This is a genomic window from Gabonia massiliensis, assembly GCF_001403595.1.
In the GTDB taxonomy this organism is placed as follows: Bacteria; Bacteroidota; Bacteroidia; order Bacteroidales; family Coprobacteraceae; genus Coprobacter; species Coprobacter secundus.
In genome coordinates, this window is record NZ_LN877940.1 from 1396716 (window position 1) to 1416700 (window position 19985).

Below are 19985 nucleotides of genomic sequence, written 5' to 3' on the forward strand. Positions count from 1 at the left end.
TAAAGGGATAGTTTTACTATACTGACTCGATTCGTATAAGAAAGAAAATGTGTTACAAAGGTTGTTTTGACAGGTTTTTGTGATGCATTTTCTTTTTTGTTTTTTATTATTGTAACTTTAAGGACTGAAAAGAGTTATTTGCATAAATATAGCTTTTTGTGTTAACTAAATCATAAAAATGGTGTTGAATAAGAAATATGGATTTTGGATATTAGTAGTATTACCGATGTTGTATTACAGTTGTTCAAGAAAAGACGACAGAGGTAATATAGAGCTATACTGGAATAACGAGTTGATTTTACCCCCTAGCTCGGGGATGTTTCCCAACAAGGGTCTGGCCGGAGCTTACTGTGGCCTTGTCGGTAACCGATTGGTTATAGCAGGTGGGGCCAATTTCCCAGAACAATACCCATGGGATGGTGGGCATAAAGTCTGGTGGAGTACCCTTTACAGCTATGACAAGGTAACGGGACGATGGGAAGTCTACGAAGACTTTTTAGAAAAGCCCTTGGCTTACGGTCTTTCCCTTCAGGTAAAAGATGGAGTACTTTGCATCGGAGGAAACAATGCCGACAGTTGTTATAAAGACGTATTCCTAATCACAGAGCGAGGAGGCAAGTTAAAGATAAACAAAGACTATTATCCCTCGTTGCCGGTTCCATTATCGAATTTATCTGGGGGGCAGATAAAAGGGAAAATCTATTTGACAGGTGGACAGGAAAGTATGAGCCCAGAACAATCTAGCCATCACTTTTTTGTAATGGACATGTCCCGTCCATCCGACGGTTGGAAAGCTTTACCGAGCTGGCCGGGGCCCACACTCGCCTATAGTGTTTGCGTACCACATGACGAAAAGCTCTATCTATTCGGTGGTCGCAGTTTCGGTGAAGGCAAAGGTTTGGAAGTGCATACTGAGGGATATTGTTATGACCCGGAGACTCAAAATTGGAGTGTATTGGAGGGCACTTTTCCGGTGATGGCCGGCAATGGGATTTCGTATAAAGAAGATAATATCTTGTTTTATGGCGGAGTGGAAAGTATCATACCCGGAAGTGTTTCACATCCGGGATTTTCCCGAAAAGTTCTGAAGTATGATTTGCGAAAAAATACGATAGAAGAGATAGGAGAGAGTCCTTATCCGATAGGAGTGACAACAAGTATGGTCTCGGATGGAGATGTGCAGTATATCGTCAGTGGAGAGGTAAAACCGGGCATACGTACTCCGCATATTTTACGGGTAATTATTAAAGATGAATAAATATTGTTACGAGAATATTGGTCTACTTTACTTAGGTAATATGTTATATAACATTTGAATTAATTTTTGATATATAATATTTTATTATAATATTGCTTTATAAAATAGAACGATTTATTATCTGAATTTTCACCCCCTTATTTAAATATCCGGATTCTATATATAGAATTGCTGTAATAGTAGTTTTTATATAGATACTATATTATCGATTCAAATAAAAATAAGTTACAATGAAAGCATTGACACACGCTTCTTTAAGGGGGAATTGGGCTACATTATTATTGGCGACTGATAAGTTTGGCAATATTGATTATAAACGATTGTCTGATGAGATAGATGTACTTATATCGGCAGGCTCGGATGGTATATATTCTAATGGGACAGCAGGGGAATTTTATGCTCAGACAGAAGAGGAATTTATAAAAGTGAGTAATTTGTTGTCTGAGAAATGTGAGTCGGTGATGATACCTTATCAGATTGGAGTCAGCCATATGAGTCCTCTTATTTCATTGGAGAGATTAAGACTTATTCGTGATTTGCGTCCTGGAGCGGTACAAGTTATCTTGCCTGATTGGTTCCCTGTTAGTGTGCAGGAAGCTATTATATTTCTTAAACGAATGGAAGAGGAAGCTAATGGTATTCCTTTGGTTTTATATAATCCTCCACATGCAAAAGTGAAACTAACTCCAGAAGAATGGATGATTCTTAAAAAGGAAATACCGTCTTTGATTGGAGTAAAAGTTTTTGACCGGAACTGTTCTGTTGAATGGTATGAGTGCGTACGGAAAAAGGTCAAGGGATTATCTGTGTTCATACCTGGTCACCATTTGGCAACAGGAATATTGTCAGGAGCTCACGGTGCGTATTCTAATGTTGCTTGCCTTAATCCTTTTGCGGCACAAAAATGGGCTGATTCTATCGAACAAGACAAGGATGCAGCCATCGATTTGGAACGGCGAATACAAACTTTTATGACAGCACAAGTAGAGCCCTTTATTGTAAAAGAGCATTATCCTAATCATGCTTGTGACAGATTTATGGCCTTGGTGGGCGATTGGGCTGATGTGGGAGCAAAGTTAAGGTGGCCTTACCGGTCTATTCCAGAGGAATATGTAGAAAAAGTGAGAAGAGAGGGCCGTCGTATTATTCCTGAATTTTTTGGAATAAAATAGAGTAGTTTCTTATTGAAAAGCCTTTATAGTATAATCAGTTATTTATAATCTCGATTTGTATATGCTTTCCGGGGTTTTCCTTGTTATAGGTTGGTAATACATGATTTTGTTTTTAAGTGTTACTTAGAAATAGTTGGTGTGTATATCTGTAAGTATATTTCAGAAAAAAAATTGCGTTTTTTGTAGGTATAGTATGAAAGGATGTACTTATGGAAGTGTATTTTATGTTTTCCAGCATAAAAATATATTTTTTTATCTAAAAGTTTGTATTATATATTTTTTTGTCTTAATATTGCATTTGTATTATTTGTCAGACAAATCAGATTGAACATATAAATATTGTTCTAATACCAATAGACTGAGAATTTTTGAAAGAATAAACAAGAAAAGACACAAGATAATTCGACATACACCGATGAAAATAGAGATAAATCAAACAACATTAGTCGATCAGGTAGAAGATCGTTTGCTAACTTATTTTAAAGAAAACGATTTGAAGTGCGGAGATCATATTCCCAATGAAAACAATTTGGCTTCCGCGTTAGGTGTAGCCAGAAGTGTTGTTCGTGAAGCATTGAGTCGTTTAAAAATGATGGGGCTCATTTATACCCGTCCCCGTAAAGGAATGATATTGACGGAGCCATCTATTCTTGGGGGGATGAAACGAGTGATAGACCCTCGTATATTGGGAGAAGATTCTATCTTGGATATCTTGGGGTTTCGTATCGCACTTGAAATAGGAATATCGAGTGATATTTTTCGAAATATAACGCCTAAGGATATTAAAGATTTGGAGGATATTGTGCGTATAGGTACGGTATTTGAAAATAACGAATATACGCTGATAAGTGAATCTTCATTCCATACAAAATTATATGAGATAACGGGAAATAAAACTATAACAGAATTTCAGGAAATAATACACCCTGTCCTGATGTTTGTAAAAGAGAAATTTAAAGATTATTTGAAACCCATAAATATAGAACTGAGCCGAAATAACCGTATTGCAACACATGCAGATTTGCTGGGTTTTATAAAATCTGGAGATGAGAATGGTTATCGGGATGCTATAGAAAGACATTTTGAAGTGTATAAGATATTTATGAGTAAGCGGGGTAGAAATAGAGAGAGTGACAGAAAAAAATTAGAAATGATATGAATAAAAAATTCAACTTTTGAAATAACAGAATAAGAATATTTTTGAATCTAATTTGAATGCAACTATGGTAAAATTTGAGAGATTACAGGGTATGGTCGCAGCCGTTTTTACTCCTATGTATCAGACAGGGGAGATAAATTTGGATGTGATAGACAAGTATGCTGAATGGATCGCCTCCACACCGATAAATGGGGTTTTTGTGTGTGGTACTACAGGTGAGTTTTCTTCTTTGACAATAGAGGAACGGAAAGCTGTATTGGAGAAGTGGGTGAAGGTTGCCGATAAAAGGTTTAGGGTGATTGCACATGTAGGGACCAATTGTCAGAAATATGCGATTGAATTGGCTCATCATGCAATGAATATAGGGGCAGATGCTATTGCATCGATTGCACCATCCTTTTTTAAACCGGTCACTGTAGCGGATTTGGTCAATTTTTTTGTGCCAGTAGCTGCCGCCGCGTCAGAATTACCATTTTATTATTATAATATGCCTTCTATTACAGGAGTAAATTTGCCTGTAGATAAATTCTTGATAGAAGGTAAAAAAGTTATACCCAATTTAGCAGGAACTAAGTTTACTCATAATAATTTGATGGAGATGGGTACTTGTATCGACCTGAATAACCATGAGTTTGAAGTATTGCATGGATTTGATGAAATTTTGATTTCAGGGTTAGCAATGGGGGCTGTAGCTGGTGTAGGCAGTACTTATAATTATATGCCTGAGGTTTACAAAGGGATTTTTGATTCTATGTCGAGAAATGATATAGAAACTGCTCGCAGATTACAAATGAAATCGATAAAGGTAGTTGAGGTCATTATCAGATATGGAGGAGGTGTTCGAGGTGGAAAGGCTATAATGAACGCTATCGGTATTGGATGTGGTGATTGTCGGTTGCCTATTACTCCATTCGGAGAAAAAGAATTTGAACGATTAAAAGCCGATTTGCATGAAATAGGATTTCCAAAACTTTAGAAAAAGAGGGGAGATGACAGAATGTGAAGCATGGGGGTGATCACTTCTGTCTATCCCCTCAAATCTAATTAAATGCAATACAAAGGTACTTAGAAAAAAGGTAAAGTCCTACTTTTTTCCTTTTGAAAAATATAACCTTAAAATATTTCGGAGTTTTTTTGAGGAATAAAGATATATTAATTTCTTACATTGATATATACCATGAACCTATTTGTAAAAGTCATCACTATATTTATTGCGATTATAATTTTTCCCTGTGTTTCTTTGGCTGAAGGAGTTATTGTAAATGTGGAGAATCCTGTTATTCCCGTTTTGGTGAAAAAGAAGATAAATCCGGTTATTAAAATAAGTCTGGTTAGGACAAGTACATTTTCTTACGAAGTAAATTGCGTTGATTTGGATTTAAAAGGGTCTACGGATTTTTCGGATATTGTTTGTATAGGAATGTACGGTGTAAATAATGAGGGATTGCTTGATGAGAAAATTTTATTGGGAAAAGCAGAGCCTTTGGAGAAGCAGTTTTCTTTTAAAGAAAAAATAAAAGTAGATAAAGATACTGTGTCTTTCTGGATAGCAGTAACTTTAAAAGACAGTATATCGTTGGAACACTGTATTCAACTGAATTGTAGAAGAATAAATACATCAGTCGGAAACTTGAAAATACCAGTACAAAAAGTATATCCTTTGCGTGTAGGGGTTGCTGTAAGACAGCAAGGTCAGGATGGGGTGTTTTCATCTCGTATACCTGGTTTGGTTACAACTTCAAAGGGTACACTGCTTGCTATATTTGATGCGCGTTACGATTCTTCTCGTGATTTGCAAGGCAATATAGATATTGCTCTACATAGAAGTACGGACAAAGGTAAAACGTGGTATCCGATGCAGGTGGTGCTGGATATGGGGGAGTGGGGTGGTTTGCCTCAGAAATATAATGGGGTGAGTGATGCTTGCATATTGGTTGATGAAAAATCAGAAGATATATATGTTGCGGGGTTATGGATGTATGGTGCTTTGGATGATAATGGAAGATGGATTGAGGGTTTGACTCAGGAGAGTACATATTGGATACATCAATGGCGGAAGAAAGGTTCTCAACCTGGATTGGGAATAAAGGAAACATGTCAGTTTCTGATTACAAAAAGTTCTGATGATGGGTTGACGTGGGGATTTCCTGATAATATTACCTCGAAAACGAAACGTCCGGAATGGTGGTTGTTTGCTCCAGCTCCAGGGCATGGAATTACTCTGAAAGATGGTACCCTTGTATTTCCAACGCAAGGGAGAGATGAAAAAGGAAATGCTTTTTCAAATATCACTTATAGTCGGGATGGAGGAAGAAATTGGATTGCGAGTGAGCCGGCTTACTATAATGTAACTGAATGTAATGCTGTACAGCTTGATAATGGAGATATTATGCTAAATATGCGGGATAATAGGAATCGAGGAAATAAAAGGGTAAATGGTCGCCGTATTTGCACTACTTCGGATTGTGGAAAAACGTGGATAGAGCACCCAACTTCACGAAAGGCTTTGATAGAACCTACATGTATGGGAAGTCTACATCGGCATGATTTTGTGATGAATGGAGAGAAAAAAAGCGTGTTGTTATTTGTCAATCCCAATGATTATAAGACCAGGGATAAACTGACTCTTAAAGCGAGTTTTGATAATGGTATGACATGGCCCGAGGAGAATTGGATTATGTTTGACCAATACCGTAGTGCCGGATATTCGAGCATAACTTCAGTAGATGAGGGCACAATAGGTATATTATACGAAAGTAGCCAGGCTGCTCTTGCATTTATACAAATAAAGTTGAGTGAAATATTAAAAAATAAGAAATGAACGAGATGTTAAATCGAAATTCAAATATATATCCTTGGATTGTTGTGGGGCTTCTATGGCTGGTTGGTCTATTGAATTATATGGATCGTCAAATGTTGTCGACTATGCGTGTTCCAATGATGGGAGATATTCATGAGCTTGAATCAGCGGCAAATTTTGGACGTCTTATGGCTGTATTTTTATGGATATATGGTATTATGAGCCCTGTATCAGGCATAATAGGTGATCGCCTGAGTCGTAAGTGGGTGATAGTGGGTAGTTTGGGAGTGTGGTCGGGAGTAACTTATTTCATGGGCTATGCGACAACGTTTAATCAATTATATGTATTACGTGGGGTTATGGGGGTAAGTGAGGCTTTATATTTACCCGCAGCTTTATCTTTGATAGCAGATTATCATCAGAATAGAACGAGGTCGTTAGCCGTAGGCATACATATGACCGGTTTATATTTTGGTCAAGCTATCGGAGGCTTTGGAGCGACATTTGCAATATTGTATTCCTGGCATGCAACGTTTCATTGGTTTGGTATTGTAGGGGTAGCTTATAGCATTGTGTTGGCTTTTTTTCTGAAAGATAAAGAGCCGGGTACAATCTTGGGTGTGAAAGATACGGCCAGACGTGTACCGGTGTTGAAAAGCCTGGCCATGTTGCTTGCTAATGTATCATTTTGGATAATATTGTTTTATTTCTGTGTTCCTGGGATTCCTGGTTGGGCTGCAAAAAATTGGCTACCCACACTTTTTTCAGAAAGTTTGTCTATCGATATGTCGATAGCCGGTCCTATGGCAACAATTTCTATTGCTTTTTCTTCTTTGGTCGGTGTATTATTAGGTGGATATATATCAGATCGTTGGGTACAGAAAGATATTCGTGGCCGGGTGTATACCGGAGCAACTGGATTACTGATGATTATACCTTCTCTTTTATTTATCGGTTATGGGCATTCCTTACTTGCCGTTGTTTTCGGTACGGTACTGTTCGGTATAGGTTTTGGTTTCTTTGATGCGAATAATATGCCGATTTTATGCCAGTTTGTTTCATCGCGTTACAGGGCAACGGCATATGGAATCATGAATATGTGTGGTGTATTTGCCGGGGCTGCGATTACCTGTATTTTGGGAGAATCTACCGATGCCGGATATCTGGGACGAGATTTTGCTTTATTGGCAGTTTTGGTATTAGCTATGCTGGTAATTTTACTTACTTGCCTGAGACCTAAAACTATAGATATGAAAGAGTAAAGTATTTAATGTAATGTATAAGACTTATGAAAAAAATATTTTGGATAATTATATTATTGATTTTGGTGTATCCATCAAATGCAAAGATACAATTACCGTCGGTATTGGGTAGTAATATGGTATTGCAGCAGAATGCGAAGGTCAATTTATGGGGATATGCTTCGGCATCGAAAAAAGTGAAAGTAAGAACTTCTTGGGATGATAAAGAGTACTCAGCCCTTGTATCATCCGATGGCAAATGGATATTGCAGGTAAATACTCCAAAAGCCGGAGGTCCTTATACGATTTCGATTTCTGACGGTGAAATACCGGAGGTTCTTTCCAATATACTTATTGGTGAAGTTTGGCTGTGCTCTGGACAGTCGAATATGGAGATGCCGGTAAAAGGTTTTCGGGGACAACCGGTGGACAGCTCTTGTGATGTTATAGCGAATGCTTCTCCTGATGATAATATACGCATGATTACTTTGAAGATAAATAGTAGCCAAACTCCTCTTGATGATTGCATCTCGACATCATGGATGGTTTCAGATCCTCAATCTGTCGCAGATTTCAGTGCTACGGCATATTTCTTTGCCAGTTATTTACAGAAAGTATTGAAAGTTCCGGTAGGAGTAATTTGTTCAAGCTGGGGTGGTTCGAAAATCGAGTCATGGGTTAATAAAGAAGTATATGAAAAACAGTTTCCAGAAATTTCTTTGGATGTATTGAAAAAGGATATGAGAGAAATTAAGAGGCCAAAGGATGAGCCTACACTTTTGTATAATGCTATGATAAATCCTATTAAAAATTTTGCGATAAAGGGAGCGATTTGGTATCAAGGGGAAAGTAATTTGAATAATCCGGACGTTTATAAAAGATTGTTTCCGGCAATGGTAGCATCTTGGCGAAAAGAATGGAAGCAAGGAGAATTTCCTTTTTACTATGTACAGATAGCTCCGTATGATTATGGTAGAAAAAATGCCGATAAAACGGAAGCTGCGGAGATACGTCAGGTGCAATTGGAATGTATGGATTTGATTCCTAATAGTGGGATGGTTGTTACTTCGGATGTCGGTAATCGTACTTGCGTACACCCATCGGCAAAAAGTTTGGTGGGGAAACGGTTGGCTCTTTGGGCTTTGGCAAAGACTTATCAGAAAAAGGGTATTCCGTTTAGCGGACCTTTATATAAGTCGTTTACAGTAAATGGAGAAAAACTGATAGTTGATTTCAGATATTCAGAGATGGGGATGACTACTTATGATCAAGAAATAACTGGTTTTGAGGTAGCAGGAAAGGATGGTATTTTTTATCCGGCTAAAGCTGCATTTTTTGATAATAAAACTAAAATTGTATTGACTTCGGAACAAGTTCCGGAACCAGTTGCCGTACGATATGGATTTAGAAATTATATGCCATTGAATTTGTTTTCGAATTTTGGTTTACCGGCGTCACCATTTAAAAGTGAATAGAAATATATAAATATAAAATTATCAATAAAAATTACATTATGAATATTTTTGAATCTATTAACTAACTTTAATTTAAAATCTATGTTAAATGCATCTTTAAAAATGAATAAGATATTCTGCATGTCGGTTGTCTTATTTACATTCTTTTTTTTATGCATTCCGGTTGTTTCGGCAGCACCAGAAACAATGGATGCTAATCAGAAGGAGGTGACGGTAAATGGAACTGTGTTAGATGATGCTAAAGAACCGTTAATTGGGGTTTCGGTTCAAGTGAAAGGGACTACGCAAGGTTCTATGACCGATATTAATGGAAAGTTTTCTGTTAGTGCACCGTCCGACGGAGTATTGATATTCTCGTTTGTCGGTATGGATAAGCAGGAAGTATCAATTGATGGCCGTAAGAATTTAGTTGTTACCATGAAGAATAGTGATGTTGCTTTGTCAGACGTGGTTGTAATCGGTTATGGTAAGCAGTCCAGAGCAGCATTGACCAGTTCTATTACAAAAGTTGAAGCTAAAGATATGGCTATATCTCCATCTGGTAATCCTATGTCGATGTTACAGGGTAAAGTTCCGGGAATGGAAATCAGGGTCAATTCCGGGCAACCGGGAGCCGACCCGCAGATTATATTACGTGGAGGAACGACAACAGCTCCGGAGAGTGATGCACCGATGTTTATTATAGATGGGGTGATACGTCCGATGAAGGATGTAAATTATAATGATATAGAAACGATCCAAGTATTGAAAGATGCTGCTTCTACAGCTATTTATGGCTCAAAAGCATCTAATGGTATCGTTATCATTACTACCAAACAGGGAAAAGCCGGAAAAGGGAAAATATCTTTTAGCTATGGGTTATCGGTCGATCATCAACCGGCGCGAATGCCTTTGTCTGATGCACGAGAATATCTTACTGCTACTCGTACGGCTGCTCTCCATGCAAGTGATCCTGCTAAATATCTTAGCGGAACTTTTGCTATGAGTACGGCTAATAAACGGGACGGTCTGAGTACAACGGCATTTTTAGATGATTATATTGCCAACTATGGACAGGCATATGTTGAGGATTTGTTGATGAACCAGGGATGGGAAACAATGGAAGATCCGGCAACTCCAGGTAAAATGCTTCTATTCAAAAATACGGATTTTCAAGATAATTTGTTCCAGACGGGATTGGGTCATGATTTTAATATTGATTTTAGCGGTGGTAATGAAAAAGGGACATATTATTTGAGTTTCGGTTATCTCGATCAGGATGGTATTGTTGTCGGCAGTGATTATAATCGTTGGAGTATGTTGTCTAATGCATCTTATAAGATTCGTAAAAATTTGACGGTAAGAAGTTCATTGAGTTACTCTATGAGAAAAACTTCGGGTATAAACGAGACAAACGTTATGGCGCGTGCTTCTAAAATGCCACCTGTTATTCGTCAATATTATGAGGATGGCACACCTGCTCCGGGAGAGTTGACCAGTTCGTTTCGTACCCGTTTACATGAAACGTATTATCAGGAGAAAGAAAATCAGGTCAATCGTACCAATTTGATGGCTGAACTGGATTGGGAAATTATCCCCGGATTACATTTTACTCCTATGTTTGCTTTTACTAATACTGAGGGTAAAGACCATGCTTTCGAACGATATAATGAAGTTGTAAAAAATCGGCCGGCATCGGCTAATCATGATCAGGACCAACATTATCAATTCGATGCTATCTTGAATTATACGAAAACGATTAAAGAAAAGCATAATCTTGATGTTATGTTGGGTGGCAACTATATTTATAATACATCTTTTGATATGTCAGGTTCGGGGTATGGAGGTACGTCGGATTATATTGAGACGTTGAACGGTATCGCTCCGGAGTCGGCCAAAGTAAGCTCCGTTTTTTCAGAGAAAAGGATGAACAGTTATTTTGGTCGTGTCAATTATAATTATGATATGAAATATTTGTTTTCGGCTAGTTTACGGTATGATGGTTCTTCACATTTTGCGGCTAATCATAAATTTGCAGCTTTTCCTGGAGTTTCTGCCGGATGGAATATTCATCGAGAGCATTTTTTCGAACCGATAAGAAATGTTGTGAATAATCTTAAATTAAGATTGAGTTGGGGTAAAACCGGGAATGATAATCTGGCACTTGAAAATACAGAAGGTTCGTATGACGCGGGAAAAAATTATGCAGGGGAAGCTGGTATATTGAATACTGTGTTGATGAATAGAGATTTGTTATGGGAAGAGACGACTTCTGCAGATTTGGGATTTGATGTCGGTTTGTTGAATAATAAGATAAATTTATTGGTTGATATTTATCATAAGAAAACGACGAATCGTTTGTTGAATGAAAATTTGTGGTCGGAGACCGGCTTTGCTTCTATCAAGTCGAATTTTGGGTCGATAATTACTAAAGGTATAGAGTTTGCAATTGATGCTACTCCTGTTCAGACAAAAGATTTCCGGTGGGATATTGGTTTTAATTTTACATTCTGGAGAACAACAATTGGCAAGCTTCCTGAAAATGGAGCAGATAAGAATCGTACCGGAGGAGGTATTATATTTGATCCGAAATTAGGGAAATATGTAGAGGCTGGAGGTTTTGCTGAGGGGGAACGTTTCGGAGCACGTTTTGCATATCAGCTGGATGGAGTATATTCTACCGACGAAGAGGCTGCTAATGCACCTTATGATGAGGGTGTGTCTTCTGTATGGTTAGGAAAAGGGAAATGTGCAGGAGATGCTATTTGGCGTGATGTTGATGGGAACGGTATTATCAATTCGAAAGATATGGTATTTGTCGGTTATCTTCATCCGGATAAGATGGGTGCATTCAATAACACTTTTAGGTACAAGAATCTGACATTGAAGTTTATGACTGATTTTTCTTTAGGTAATGTGATAGATAATCAGTTTCGTGCTCAGGCAAATGCCAACTCGAGACATAATTATGCTACTATACATGATGTTGCCAGCAGTAAGATGTGGCATCAGCCCGGAGATATCGCATCGATACCTCGTTACGATGTAGAGTCGGACTGGGATAATGGGAAACGTAATCATGGGCGCCCTAATTCTTCTACTATCGGTTTTAGCGGCGGTAGTGTAAATACATTGTATATAAAGAAAGGTGACTATTGGGCATTCCGGGAATTGTCTTTGTCGTATGCTTTGCAAACAAAATGGTTAAAAGCCGCAAAGATAGAGACTTTGGATATAACAGCGGCAGTGTATAATTTGGGTTACTTGACAGCTTATGATGGTCTTACACCGGAAGTCATAGGAGCAGATGCCGGTAAATATTCTCGTCCTCGCCAGTTTTTATTTTCTGTAAGATTTACATTGTAATAACTAAAAGTGGAAAAACAATGAAAACAAAATTAATTATATTTTCTATTGCAGCTGTTTGCACTTTTTGCAGTTGCGAGTCGGTATTGGAGATAGATCCGATATCGGAAATAACGAATGCAAATTACTGGAAAGATGAAGCTGATGCAAAAGGGTATTTGAATGGGTTGTATTCTGATTATAGAGGCTTGACCAGTACGACATTGTATGGAGAAGACCGGGGAGATGCGATGGAGTCGGGGGTAATCGGAGGAGTGAGCAGAGCACATCTGCACGAACTGAATGAAGAATATGCATATGACTGGAGGGCTTTTTATGAGAATATACATCATTGTAATATGCTTTTGAAATATACTCCTGACATCAAGTTCAATGTAGAAGCTGAGAAAAACAGGATTTTGGCTCAGGCATATACATTCAGGGCAAAAGCTTATTTGGCGTTGATACAAATGTGGGGTGATGTTCCTTTGGTTTTGGAACCGACGGAGAAATACGATAAAAATTCTCGTCCTTATCGTAGTTCAGCTTTAGAAGTCATGTCTCGGATATTATCTGATATACAGTCGGCAATAGACTTGTTTCCTGAATCAAATATTATTGACAAAAATAAAATATCAAAGCCTGCGGCACTGTGCTTAAAGGCTGAAGCATTGGCATGGAAATATACGGTATTAAAAAGTGGGAATAGACAAGATTTGGTAGATGCTATTTCGGCTCTTGAGGAGGTTGAGAAATGCGGAGTAACCATGATGGAAAAATATCCTGATATATTTGATGTGACAAAGAGAAAAAATAGTGAAATAATATTTTCTATTTATGTATTGAAAGATGAATTTGATAATATGTATATGTCCACTCTTTCTATGTCGGCTGCTGCCGGTTTATTGACCGATAATATTGTCAATAAAGAGGAGATTCCCTATTCCAATTCTACCATAGCTCGTCATGTATATGCACCTTCGGCAGCTTTGAAAGCCTTGTTCGATCCTAAAGATAACCGAGATACTGCTTATATAGAAGCTGTAGATAAAACAGGAAAGGTAGTATTTACATCACAAAATAAGTTCAAAGGTACAAAATATGAATCTGACCGCTATTATGATAATGATATTGTTGTATATCGTTTGGGAGGAGTAAAGCTTTTGAAAGCTGAATTACTTTGCTATTTAGGTGGAGAAAATGTACAAAAGGCTATTGATGAAATGTTGCCTACTCGTATGCGGGCAGGTATTGGCGCTTATTCCGGCCCGACAGACCAGCTTTCTGTTCAGAAAGAGATTTTAAATGAAAGAGGACGAGAATTGTGCTTTGAGCTGAAACGTTGGCCAGATTTGATGCGTGCCCATGCAGCAGGAACAATAGATATTTATTCGTATGTTCCGAATTTGAAGGGCAAGAGTACACCTTTATATTTCCCTATTTTAAGAAAAATGATAGACTTAAATCCAAATTTAGAGCAAACAAAAGGTTATTAAAAAATATGAAAATGAAGAAATTAAATTTTATATCCGTATTCTCATGTTTATTGTTCTTCTTGTCGGCATGTGGCGAGGAAGAGCCGAGTATAGCATCTTTACCTGTGCCGGAAAGCAAACCGTATTCGATAAATAGTGAAGGGTATGCTTATTTTCGTATTCCTACGATGGTGATAACTAATAGCGGGACGATATTGGCATTTGCAGAGGGACGTCGTGACGGAGTGCAAGATGATGGGGATATCGATATCGTATTGAAACGTTCAACTGACAAGGGAAAAACTTGGGGATCGTTGATTACAGTTAAAGATGATGGCGAAAATCGTTGTCGTAACCAGGTACCGATATATATTCCCTCGATTAATCGGGTCATTTTGGTATCATGTTGGAATCCTGGTGCAGTGGGTGTTGTGTCTGTTTTTGTAACTTATTCAGATGATGAAGGTCTGACTTGGGCTCCAGAACAGGATATTACGCAGTCTGTTGTTCCGGCAAAATACAGGTGGTATGCTACTGGTCCATGTCATGGAATTGTGAAGCAATTTGAACCTAATAAGGGGCGTATTATCGTACCATGTAATCATAATACGACTGATAATGCCGAAGGTCGTTCTCACGTAATCTATTCGGATGATAACGGTAAAACTTGGGCTCTTGGTGGGATTGTGGATATGTATAATACAAATGAGAGTACGGTAACTGAGTTGAGTAATGGAGATTTGATGTTGAATATGCGATGTGCTGATCCAAAATTAGCTGATAACCAAAAATTCAGAATTGTATCAACAAGTAATGATGGAGGCATTACATGGAGCAAATGTATGTATACGACTTTGAATGACCCGATGTGTGAAGGCTCGATTTTGTATTATGGTTTGGGAACGAACGGGAAAGGCATGTTACTTTTTTCAAATCCAGACCATCAAACAAGTAGGCGTAATAATACATTGAAACTAAGTGAAGATGATGGACAGACCTGGACTAAAAAGTTTTCTTATACCGGTGATGATTATGGAGGATATTCGGATATTGCTTGTTATCCAGATGGCACCATAGGAGTACTCTATGAGTATGGTTATAAGAATATTGGAGGTATTGCTTTTCAGAATGTGGATTTGTCTCAACTGAAATAAATATTATCAAGGTATGAATGGTAGTAATATTGAAATTATGAAAAAGGCATTATATTTTTTATTCGTATTGATTATGGGAGTGTTATACTCTTGTAAAGAGGACGAGCAGGAGCCGCTACGTGCAGAGTTTTCGTCCAATAAGCAAACTGTAGCTGCCGGTGAAACTGTTTATTTTATGGATAAGTCAGCTGGTAGTCCGGTACGTTGGGATTGGGAATTCGAAGGTGGGGAACCGGCTAAGTCGAATTTATTTAGTCCGGAAGTCGTATTTAATCAACCGGGCAAATATTCGGTAAAATTGAAGGTGGGCAGGGGTCCTGAAAGTTCGGTAAGAGAGGTTACTGAATATATTACTGTACTATATCCGGATGAGATATTAGTAGATTTTAAAGCAGATAAAGTACAGGCTTTGAGTGATGAAGAGATAAGTTTTTCTGATTTGTCTGTGGGTTTCCCTCAGACTTGGGAATGGGTATTTACTCCTCAATCAGGAACTCCGATGACATCTACAGAGCAAAATCCTAAACTGACTTTTGCTCCGGGCATCTATTCGGTGAAACTAACAGTTTCCAATCCGGAAACGTCGGCATCGAAGACGAAAGAAAACTATCTGACCATTATCGATAAGAATTCGGTTGCCGCAGATTTTGAGGCACAAGGGCGTATGATTATAGAAGGAGGAACGGTTACGTTTGGAGATAAAACGTTGGGCAGGCCAACTCAGTGGAATTGGACATTTGAGGGAGGAACACCTTCTACTTCTGGGGATCAGAATCCGATAGTGACGTACAAGACTGCGGGTAAGTATAAAGTAACTTTGGTTGCATCGAATGAATTGAATACTTCAACAAAAGAAGAAACCGGGTATGTGATTGTATTGCCGGCTCAGGATTTGGTTCTATTTTATCCATTTGATGGTGATGGAAAGGATTTGGGACCAAATACTTTGAATTCAGAAGTCTTGAAAATGGGTGAAAATATGGATGTCAATTTTAAGGCTCCAGCAAGAAAAGAGGGTTTCTATTCAGCAGAATTTACAAGTAAAGATGGTAAAAATTATGCATTTTTGTCTGTTCCGGATAGTCCGAAACTTGATTTCCAGGCTTCACCTGTAACAACATCATTTTGGGTAAAAACATCTAATACGACGGCTACTAATATGGGGGTATTCCAACAAGGTGCAGGACCGAATGCAAGGGAAGATAAAGAGAATAGACAAACTTGGTTCAGATTCCAAAAGTCCAGTCCTTATTTCCGCTATATTATAGAATATACCGGACAAGCAGGAAACTGGACAGATTATAAAACCAAATCTATGTCTGATGGTGAATGGCATCATTATGTATGTGTGCATAATTCCGGAAGTACTTATGTATATCTTGATGGAGTAAAGGTCGCAGAAGCTTTGAACAAGCCTCTTAAACCGATAGACCCGTCTCCTTATTTTATTGGAGGTATGTATCGGGTAACGGATGGCGCCAGAGCTTATGAGAGTTTCATGGACGGTTGTATCGATGACTATGTTGTATATAATAGAGCTTTTACGGCAGAAGAGGCGAAGGCTCTTTATGACAGTATGAAGTAATAATAGTTATGGAGAAAGAGCGTGTCTTAATTGAAGAGGCTGTTTAAAATTTCCAATAGAAGTAATTCGGTCAGGTTTATTTTGTGTTTTTTCGGACTGTTTTTCATTCGTTAAATATAGTTTGCGATTTATAAAAGCAGAAAAATATTTTCAAAAGAAATTTCCAAAGTTGAACCAAACAAAATTTAATCAGGGTCTTCAATTGAGACACGTCCTTTTTATTTGATGATAATTATTGTCTCTTTAAAAATATTAGGTTAAGATAATTAGAAGAAAATGCGGATATCTAAAAGCTATAGTCTTTAAGATTTTAATTTATGGTATTATTATGTGTAATAAGTTCAATTTTGTTTTTCTTTTAGTTTTTGTTCTTATTTCTTGTGCCCGACAAGTTAATGATGATGTTAGAGTTGAGGTGGTAAAACCGACGATACCTGTATTAACGAAAAAAGCACAGAGTTCGACAATAAGACTGAATTTTATCCGAACGAATAAGGAGCCTTACACGATTGAGAATATAAAAATAAGCTTATCTGGGACGACGGATATAAACGATATTGTTTCAGTAAGTATTTATGGTTTGAGTGGTCGGGATGAACGTCTCGATACATCGATGCTTGTGTGTAAGCCTGTTCCTGCAGCAGAAGTGGTTTTATTTAAGGATATAATAGAGGTTGATGAGGATACTCTTTCACTTTGGGTGGCTGTAAAGTTAAGGGATGTGGTTTCTTTGAAGCATAAAATTAATGTGAATTGTATAGGTGTGAAGACAACGAGAGGAAGTGCTAAGGTTTTATCGGTCAAAGATAATCCGTTGCGTGTGGGCGTTTCTGTCCGTAACGGAGGACAGGATGGGGTGCACTCATCTCGTATTCCGGCGCTTGCTACAACGAAGAAGGGAACGTTACTTGCGGTTTTTGATGCACGTAATACGACACCAAGGGATTTACAGGGAGATATTGATATTGCATTACATCGCAGTTTTGATAAAGGTGAGACATGGGAACCTATGCAAATTGTCCTGGATATGGGAGAATGGGGCGGACTTCCTGAAAAATATAATGGTGTAAGTGATCCTTGTATACTTGTAGATGAAAATAGCGATGATATATATATTACGGGTTTGTGGATGCATGGTTTGTTGGATGCAAAGACAGGAAAATGGATTGATGGGCTTACAGAAAAGAGCACAAAATGGTTGCATCAATGGAGTCGAAAAGGTTCGCAACCGGGTTTGGGTGTAAAACAAACATGTCAGTTTCTTATTGCAAAAAGTACGGATGATGGGGCTACTTGGAGCAAACCTCAGAATATAACAACGAAGACCAAACATCCGGAATGGTGGCTTTATTCACCGACATCCGGTCATGGAATTACGATGTCAGACGGAACTCTTGTGTTTCCGACGCAAGGAAGGGATAAGAAAGGTACTCCGTTTTCTAATATTACATGGAGTAAGGATAATGGAAAGACGTGGACAGCGAGCAATCCGGCCTTTTACGATGAGAAAGCGACTTATGGTAATACTACAGAGTGTACGGTTGTGGAGCTGAAAGATGGTTCTTTAATGCTTAATATGCGGGATGACCGTAATAAAGTCGGGTCTGAAGTCCATGGTGCAGAACCATCTGTTAATGGACGTAGGATTTGTGTGACATCGGATATGGGACAGACATGGAAAGAGCATCCGACGTCTCGTGAAGCATTGATTGAGCCGACTTGTTCGGCGAGCCTTCATCGGCATAAATATATAGAGGATGGTCAGGAAAAGAGTATTTTACTGTTTTCGAATCCCAGTGCACGGAAATCTCGTACTAAAATGACATTGAAAGTGAGTTTTGATGATGGAAAAACATGGCCTGAAGACCGATGGATATTATATGATGAGTATCGGAGTGCCGGTTATTCGACCATAACGTCGATAGATGAAAATACTATAGGAATTTTTTATGAGAGTAGTCAGACTCATTTGGCTTTTATTCAAATAACGCTGGATGAAATATTGGGTAAGGTATCTCCCTAATAGGAGAAAGAAGTAAAGGGTGAATATTGTTTGATTTTTAGAGAAAAAGTATGAAAAAAATTATTTTTTTTACCTTAGGTATATTTTTGCAGATGGGGTATATAACTTTTGCTCAAGTTGATAATTGTAGTCGAAGGGTATTGTTTGAAGCAAATAAAGATGGCTATTATATTTTTAGGATTCCTTCTTTGGTTGCGTCACCTAAAGGGACTTTATTGGCTTTTTGTTCTGCTCGTAAAGGTAAAGGTGGAGATTGGGATCCGATAGATATCGTTTGCAGACGTAGTATGGATGGAGGTAAAACTTGGTCTTCGATAAGTGTGATTGCACATAGAGATAGTCTGCTTTGTGATAATCCGATGCCAATTGTTGATTATAAAACAGGAGAAATACATATGTTGTACCAAACGGATTATGCCAGATGCTACTATATTAAATCTGTGGATGATGGAGAATCATGGAGTAGTCCGGTGGATATTACTTATGCAATTGAAAAATTTAGGGATATATATAACTGGAATGTGCTGGCTCCGGGACCGGGACATGGAATACAAATGATGAATGGGCGATTGGTAGTTCCATTTTGGTTATCTACAGGGCGTCCCCGGCATCGCCCGTCTATTGTTGTAGCTGTATATAGTGACGATCATGGGAAAACGTGGCAGGCGGGAGAAGTTGCTGTTCCGGACAATGATACGACTGTCATTCCGAATGAAACCTGTTGCATCCAGTTGGCCGATGGTCGAGTTATGTTTAATTCGAGAAATGAATCGCCTAATTATCGAAAATTATTGACTTATAGTGAAGATGGGGCAACAAAATGGTCTGAACCTTACTTTGCCGATGCATTTTTTGAACCTATTTGCGAGGCATCCATGTGCCGATACAGTATGGTGCCTTATCAATCTAAAAATCGTATATTGTTTTGTAATCCGGACAGCAGGCAGGACCCTTATAAAGACAAGAAGAAAAATACGCCCCGTTCGGCCCATGCTCGTCATCGGGTAAATCTGACGATGCGTATGAGTTATGACGAAGGTAAAACCTGGCCGATATCGAAGGTGATTGATTCCGGGGTTTCTGGATATTCGGATATTGCCGTAACTCCGGATGGAACGATACATTGTCTTTATGAAGGTGGAGCTTTGAAAAATAATCATTATTTGAATCATCAGGTAACCATTGTTTCGTTTTCTTTGGAGTGGCTTACAAATGGGCAGGATAGGTTACATAAGAAGGACAAACCTTTGATACCGGAAATGAAATAAAAGTATTAAGAGCTTTATTATCTGAGAAATCTGTTATTTTATTCTGCTATC

Annotated in this window: 13 protein-coding genes; all 13 read left to right on the forward strand. The window is 38.2% G+C overall.

The window, feature by feature from the left end; all coding sequences use genetic code 11:
• Positions 1-178 precede the first annotated feature (178 nt).
• The 13 genes from BN2628_RS15340 (at position 179) to BN2628_RS15400 (ending at position 19934) form a co-directional block, all read left to right on the forward strand.
• Complete coding sequence (locus BN2628_RS15340; RefSeq protein WP_055099409.1) at positions 179-1258, forward strand: hypothetical protein; 1080 nt, start codon at positions 179-181, stop codon at positions 1256-1258.
• Between the two features lie 230 nt (positions 1259-1488).
• A complete protein-coding gene (locus BN2628_RS15345; RefSeq protein ID WP_055099467.1) occupies positions 1489-2430 on the forward strand; it encodes a dihydrodipicolinate synthase family protein in 942 nt (313 codons plus the stop codon).
• Between the two features lie 415 nt (positions 2431-2845).
• Positions 2846-3589 (forward strand): FadR/GntR family transcriptional regulator, encoded by a 744-nt coding sequence (locus BN2628_RS15350; protein WP_055099473.1) that lies wholly within the window; start codon positions 2846-2848, stop codon positions 3587-3589.
• A gap of 64 nt (positions 3590-3653) precedes the next feature.
• Complete coding sequence (locus tag BN2628_RS15355; RefSeq protein ID WP_055099478.1) at positions 3654-4565, forward strand: dihydrodipicolinate synthase family protein; 912 nt, start codon at positions 3654-3656, stop codon at positions 4563-4565.
• A gap of 201 nt (positions 4566-4766) precedes the next feature.
• Positions 4767-6410, forward strand: a complete 1644-nt coding sequence (locus BN2628_RS15360) for a sialidase family protein (protein ID WP_055099485.1) — start codon at positions 4767-4769, stop codon at positions 6408-6410.
• A gap of 5 nt (positions 6411-6415) precedes the next feature.
• Complete coding sequence (locus tag BN2628_RS15365) at positions 6416-7651, forward strand: MFS transporter (protein ID WP_055100468.1); 1236 nt, start codon at positions 6416-6418, stop codon at positions 7649-7651.
• Positions 7652-7677: 26 nt separating this feature from the next.
• A complete protein-coding gene (locus tag BN2628_RS15370) occupies positions 7678-9105 on the forward strand; it encodes a sialate O-acetylesterase (protein WP_055099493.1) in 1428 nt (475 codons plus the stop codon).
• Between the two features lie 102 nt (positions 9106-9207).
• Positions 9208-12450 (forward strand): SusC/RagA family TonB-linked outer membrane protein, encoded by a 3243-nt coding sequence (locus tag BN2628_RS15375; protein ID WP_257606513.1) that lies wholly within the window; start codon positions 9208-9210, stop codon positions 12448-12450.
• Positions 12451-12470: 20 nt separating this feature from the next.
• Positions 12471-13925: a RagB/SusD family nutrient uptake outer membrane protein gene (locus BN2628_RS15380; RefSeq protein WP_055099507.1), complete on the forward strand. Its 1455-nt coding sequence runs from the start codon at positions 12471-12473 to the stop codon at positions 13923-13925.
• Between the two features lie 11 nt (positions 13926-13936).
• Positions 13937-15058 (forward strand): sialidase family protein, encoded by a 1122-nt coding sequence (locus BN2628_RS15385; protein ID WP_055100472.1) that lies wholly within the window; start codon positions 13937-13939, stop codon positions 15056-15058.
• Positions 15059-15095: 37 nt separating this feature from the next.
• Entirely contained in the window at positions 15096-16643 is a 1548-nt protein-coding gene (locus BN2628_RS15390) for a PKD domain-containing protein (protein ID WP_055100478.1), read from the forward strand.
• A gap of 328 nt (positions 16644-16971) precedes the next feature.
• Positions 16972-18666: a sialidase family protein gene (locus BN2628_RS15395; RefSeq protein ID WP_055099513.1), complete on the forward strand. Its 1695-nt coding sequence runs from the start codon at positions 16972-16974 to the stop codon at positions 18664-18666.
• A 50-nt stretch (positions 18667-18716) separates the two neighbouring features.
• Positions 18717-19934 carry a sialidase family protein gene (locus BN2628_RS15400; RefSeq protein WP_055099520.1) on the forward strand — a complete coding sequence of 406 codons (1218 nt, stop codon included), beginning with the start codon at positions 18717-18719 and terminating at the stop codon, positions 19932-19934.
• Positions 19935-19985: the final 51 nt, after the last annotated feature.

Coding starts and splice junctions, on each gene's coding strand:
- BN2628_RS15340 (WP_055099409.1), top strand. CDS start 179: ATGGTGTTGAATAAGAAATATGGATTTTGGATATTAGTAGTATTACCG.
- BN2628_RS15345 (WP_055099467.1), top strand. CDS start 1,489: ATGAAAGCATTGACACACGCTTCTTTAAGGGGGAATTGGGCTACATTA.
- BN2628_RS15350 (WP_055099473.1), top strand. CDS start 2,846: ATGAAAATAGAGATAAATCAAACAACATTAGTCGATCAGGTAGAAGAT.
- BN2628_RS15355 (WP_055099478.1), top strand. CDS start 3,654: ATGGTAAAATTTGAGAGATTACAGGGTATGGTCGCAGCCGTTTTTACT.
- BN2628_RS15360 (WP_055099485.1), top strand. CDS start 4,767: ATGAACCTATTTGTAAAAGTCATCACTATATTTATTGCGATTATAATT.
- BN2628_RS15365 (WP_055100468.1), top strand. CDS start 6,416: ATGTTAAATCGAAATTCAAATATATATCCTTGGATTGTTGTGGGGCTT.
- BN2628_RS15370 (WP_055099493.1), top strand. CDS start 7,678: ATGAAAAAAATATTTTGGATAATTATATTATTGATTTTGGTGTATCCA.
- BN2628_RS15375 (WP_257606513.1), top strand. CDS start 9,208: ATGAATAAGATATTCTGCATGTCGGTTGTCTTATTTACATTCTTTTTT.
- BN2628_RS15380 (WP_055099507.1), top strand. CDS start 12,471: ATGAAAACAAAATTAATTATATTTTCTATTGCAGCTGTTTGCACTTTT.
- BN2628_RS15385 (WP_055100472.1), top strand. CDS start 13,937: ATGAAGAAATTAAATTTTATATCCGTATTCTCATGTTTATTGTTCTTC.
- BN2628_RS15390 (WP_055100478.1), top strand. CDS start 15,096: ATGAAAAAGGCATTATATTTTTTATTCGTATTGATTATGGGAGTGTTA.
- BN2628_RS15395 (WP_055099513.1), top strand. CDS start 16,972: ATGTGTAATAAGTTCAATTTTGTTTTTCTTTTAGTTTTTGTTCTTATT.
- BN2628_RS15400 (WP_055099520.1), top strand. CDS start 18,717: ATGAAAAAAATTATTTTTTTTACCTTAGGTATATTTTTGCAGATGGGG.